This is a genomic window from Candidatus Aquicultor sp. (assembly GCF_054640775.1).
Window position 1 is genome coordinate 1 of sequence record NZ_JBTSLF010000182.1, and the last position, 4,847, is coordinate 4,847.

Below are 4,847 nucleotides of genomic sequence, written 5' to 3' on the forward strand. Positions count from 1 at the left end.
ATCATTTCTTTGACTTTAGCATCTATCGCTTTATCGGTGACCTTGATGCCCATCTTATCGGCCTCTTGAAGCATGAGTTCCATATCGACCAATTGGTCAAGAACATTTGCCCTAAACTGCTGTTTTAGTTGTTCGCCCTGGGCGCCAGTAAACGCATCAGGCTGCTGGGCTGTCATTTGCGCCAGCCTCTCATCAACGTCAGCGACGCTGATATTCTTACCGTTTACCTCTCCCGCAAGTGGTTCCTTAGAGCACCCCACGACGGCTATAGCTACGGCCAAAATCAATACCAGCGCCAAGCCGTATTTGTAAAACTTCATTAAATTACCTCGCTTTCTGGCTTTTCATTACCTCGGTAGTGAGCGCAATTATTATATCATCAAACAAAGCTAGCAGAAAAGCTATTATTTGGTCCTGCTCCAGCTTTGTCACAACAAAATAGTCTCTCTGTGAATGGAAGGCCACGTTGTCATATTTATTAGCCAACAACATTTCTTGTTGCTTTGTCAAGCGCAACGACGAAATCCTAATCCTACGGTTTTGGTAAGCGATCTCGGTAATGCCCAGAAGTCGTGCCGACAGGCGAAGTTTCGCTATGTCAAGCAGTGCGTTGACAGCCTGAGGCGGTGCGCCGAAGCGGTCTTTAAGCTCAAGTGAGGCCTGCCGCACATCATCGATATCGCGGGCCATAATGATTCTTTTATAGGTCTCTATACGCAGGCTTTCTTCGGCTATATAGGTGTCGGGCAGGTAGGCATTGATGGGTAGATCGATGCGTAGTTCGGCCGGTTCAAAGACCGGTTTACCTTCAAGCTGTTCGATGGACTCACGAAGCATCTGGCAGTAGAGTTCGAAGCCGATTGCCGACATGTACCCGTGTTGTTCGGCACCGAGCAAGTCGCCCGCTCCCCGTATTTCGAGGTCGCGCAGAGCTATCTTCATGCCCGAGCCAAGCTCGGTAAAGTCGCTTATGGTTTTAAGCCGCTCAAAGGCATGCAACGTAAGAAGTCTTTGCGGCGAGAAGAAAAAGTATGCGTATGCACGTTGATCAGAGCGACCGACACGTCCGCGCAACTGGTAGAGCTGCGCAAGCCCAAGGATTTCGGCCATATCGACGATAAGGGTGTTAACGCTGGGGATGTCGATACCGGACTCGATTATCGTCGTGCACACCAGAACATCGTACTTCTTCTCGAGGAAGGCGAGCATTATCTTCTCCAACTGGTGTTCGCTCATCTGACCGTGGGCGACCGCCACACGTGCCTCAGGAATCAGGGTGTGCAGGCGGGCGGCGACCCGATCGATGGTTTCGACCCGGTTGTGTACGTAGTATATCTGCCCGCCGCGTCCCAGCTCACGGCGCACGGCCTGCACTATCATCTCCTGATCGTACCGTCCGACGTGGGTGATAATCGGCTGGCGATGCTCGGGTGGGGTCTCGATAACCGACATATCGCGCACCCCGGCAATCGACATCTGAAGAGTGCGCGGAATCGGGGTGGCGCTGAGCGTAAGAACATCCACGCTTTTCTTAAAATTACGCAGCTTTTCTTTGTGGTTGACGCCGAAACGCTGCTCCTCATCGATGACGACCAGCCCCAAGTCAAGGGGCTTAACATCTTGCGAGAGCAGCCGGTGGGTCCCGATGAGAACATCCACCTTGCCCTTGTTAAAGCGATCTATGATATCCTTCTGCTGGGCCGGCGATCTAAATCGGCTTACCATCTCGATCGTAACCGGGAATTGGGAAAGCCGCTCGTTAAACGTGGTGTAATGCTGCTGTGCCAAAATCGTCGTCGGCACCAGCACCATCACCTGCTTGCCGTCCACGATTGCCTTAAAGGCTGCGCGGACCGCCACCTCGGTCTTTCCGTACCCAACATCGCCGCAGATCAGCCTATCCATAGGCTTGATATCTTCCATATCTTTTTTGACCTCGTCGATCGCCGTCAGCTGGTCAGGGGTCTCCTGGTAGACAAATGCGTCTTCAAGCTCTTTCTGCCATGGGGAATCCGGGGTGAAGGCCGTCCCTCTGGCCTTTGACCTCTCGGCATAGAGCGACAGAAGGTCGTAGGCCACTTTCTTGACCGATGCGTTCGCTTTTTTCTTCGCCTTCAGCCATTCAGAGCCGCCGAGCCGCGACACGACCGGCGCCTCGCCTGCGGTGCCGATGTACTTCGTAATCCGGTCGAGCTGTTCGATGGGGACGAAGAGGCGGTCCGTCCCGGCATATTCAAGAAGCGCGTAGTCGCGCACGATACCGGCGACTTCTCTGCGCTGCAATCCACCGTAGACCGCTATGCCGTGCGTGCTGTGTACCACGTAATCACCGACTTTTAGATCGGCGATATTGGCAATCGCGCGGCCCTTGATCTGGGTCGTACTTTTCTGCTGGATGGTCTTTCTGCCGAAAATATCTGTATAGGATATAAGCGCCAGTCCTAGATCAGCGCTTGTGAATCCTCCGCTTATATCACCGGTTACCAGCAAAACCGTCTTTGCGTCCCCCGCAGGTTCACTTTCGCCGGACGTATAAGGAACATCGTTCTTTTCCAGAACCTGCGCCATTTTATCAAGTTGGGCCTGGTCGTGAAGCGCCAGGACAACGGTTAACCCGAGCCCCATATAGTCGTTGATCCGATCACCGAGCTGCTCGATTCTGCCGGCAAGGGGCTGCACAGGTGAGGCCTTGATCGCAAGGGTGCTCTTTGCCTCCCCTAAAGAGGTGAGTTCGAGTCCGGCACGGCCGAGGACCTCTTTCGGCTTTCTAAAGTACGGGTGCGGCGGTGTGATGATCGACCGGTGTTCTGCAAGGTGTTCGATATAGGATACCTGCTGCGAGAGGTGCTGCTGCGCCGCTTGCAGGGCCTCCTCCGGCTCATCGACGATGACTAGGGCATCAGGGGAAAGGTAATCCATAACCGTCGACGCTTTGCCGTATAGAAATGGCAGGTATTTATCGACGCCTTCGAAGTAGAGCATGTCTTTCAACTTGCCGACTTCTTCTTCAAGCCATTCCGAATAAGGGCCGGTAAGCTGCACGAGCGCTTTTGCGACGTTGTTTTCGGTGAGCGCCACCTGACGGCATCCATAGATGTCGATGTCTGTCAGTTTTGCGACGGAGCGCTGGCTGGTGACATTGAAAGAACGGATCGAGTCGACCTCATCGCCGAAGAATTCGATACGCACCGGCGCGGACGCTTGTGCGGGAAAGATATCGATGATGCCGCCGCGCAGGCTGAACTGCCCCTGGCCTTCGACCAGCGGCGCCCTTAAATAGCCCATACCGCCCAACCGGGCGGCCAGTTCATGCAGATCGACCTCATCGCCTATTTTCAGGATAAGCGGGCGGTGTAATTGCGCCGAACGCGGCGCCATGATACGGGCGGCGGCCTGAACCGAAGTAACCCAGATGGATGCCTCGCCCGACGCCATCTTGTCGAGTATCGCAAACCGCTTGCCGACCGAGGCCGGACTTGGTGAGAGCGAATCGTACGGCATCGTCTCGACATCGAGGAAAAGCTCGGCGTCAACCGAATATGCCTTGAGATCGGCAAAGAGTAAACGCGCCCGTTCGGAATTCGCGGTGACCACGAGCATCGGCTTTCGCATATCCGCATGGAGCGCGGAAAGCACAAAGGTCCTGGCGGATGTACCCACCGAGGCGACCGCCGTACCGTTATCCGCGACCGATTCGCGAAGCGCCGTATAGGCCGGATTCTTTTGTGCCAGACGTAATGTTTCATTTAGGTGCATTCATATAACCTCGCGTGCGGCCAGCACGCCAAAAAGGCCTCGGCAAACGCCCAGACCCCCTTAAGAAGCCTAATTTAAAAGACTATTAAACTTTCGCCGGTAGTAAGTACCGGCTTTTTCTATGGCGGGCATATGCGCGCCTTAATCAATATAGCAGGTTGTGGGCGATGAATGCTAGCTGCCGGGGATTGGTTGATTCAGCCGTTCTATAATCCAATCATGGACGAGTTCCTGTACTTCTTGCGTGGATTTATCAAGGCTATGTCCGTCGCCTTTGAGGATAACGAGTTTTTTGGGCTCATGCGCCAAGTTGTAGACAAGCTGGGAACTCGAACTTGGCAGTACCATATCCTGGTCCCCGTGGATCAAGAGGATGGAGCAATCGGGGGAAAGCTCGGATACGGCATTGGCGCCGTAACTCTGGGTCGATAGGGTGACTACCGTTTTAACCGAATGCGAGCGGACCGCCGCCTGTATGACAACCGCCCCACCAAAGGAGTGGCCGGTAAGGGCGATATCGGTAATTCCCTCGCTCTCGAGGAAACTGATGCCCGCAAGCACATCGTATACCGATTCCTCATGGTTGGTCGGATACCTGAAGCGCACCCTGAGCGACGCGATATCATGGTTGCGCAGCTCCTCACACAAATATGGGTACAGCCCCCGCACCGGCGTATCCCAGTCGCCGCCGACGCCGCCGACCCAGATCGCTGCAAAACGCGTACCCCGCACCGGGTAGTACCGGCAGGATATGTCTCTGCGCCCGGTTACCAATATTACCGGCTCATACCCGTCCTCGGATACCCCCCGTTTAACCTCCCGGATAAGCGGAACTCTTGATTTGGCTTCGTTGTTTTCCTCCATACGGCACACCTTCTCTGGGTCAGGTAGCATGAGGAACTCTCGAGGCGAAGTCTACCCTGAAATGCTGGAAGTTAAACTGTGGATATGTCGGGTTATAAATAGCAAGGTTAAGCTTTTAAAAGGAAAAGGCGAGCACTAAAGCCCGCCATTAAGATAGGTATCGAAGAAGATCAGCTAGCACGAGTGCGTCTCTGCTCTTCATACTCCTCAGTACTTATTTCGCCTAT

3 protein-coding genes are annotated in these 4,847 nt (G+C 54.1%); all 3 read right to left on the minus strand.

Features of this window, described 5'->3' with window-relative positions:
* A partial coding sequence (locus ACYC56_RS12195) for a SurA N-terminal domain-containing protein (RefSeq protein ID WP_461374454.1) occupies positions 1–320 on the minus strand: 320 nt, incomplete at its 3' end.
* Between the two features lie 4 nt (positions 321–324).
* Complete coding sequence (gene mfd, locus ACYC56_RS12200; RefSeq protein WP_461374455.1) at positions 325–3,756, minus strand: transcription-repair coupling factor; 3,432 nt, start codon at positions 3,754–3,756, stop codon at positions 325–327.
* Positions 3,757–3,930: 174 nt separating this feature from the next.
* On the minus strand, positions 3,931–4,620 hold the full coding sequence (locus ACYC56_RS12205) for an alpha/beta hydrolase family protein (RefSeq protein ID WP_461374456.1): 690 nt from the start codon (positions 4,618–4,620) through the stop codon (positions 3,931–3,933).
* Between the last annotated feature and the right edge of the window lie 227 nt (positions 4,621–4,847).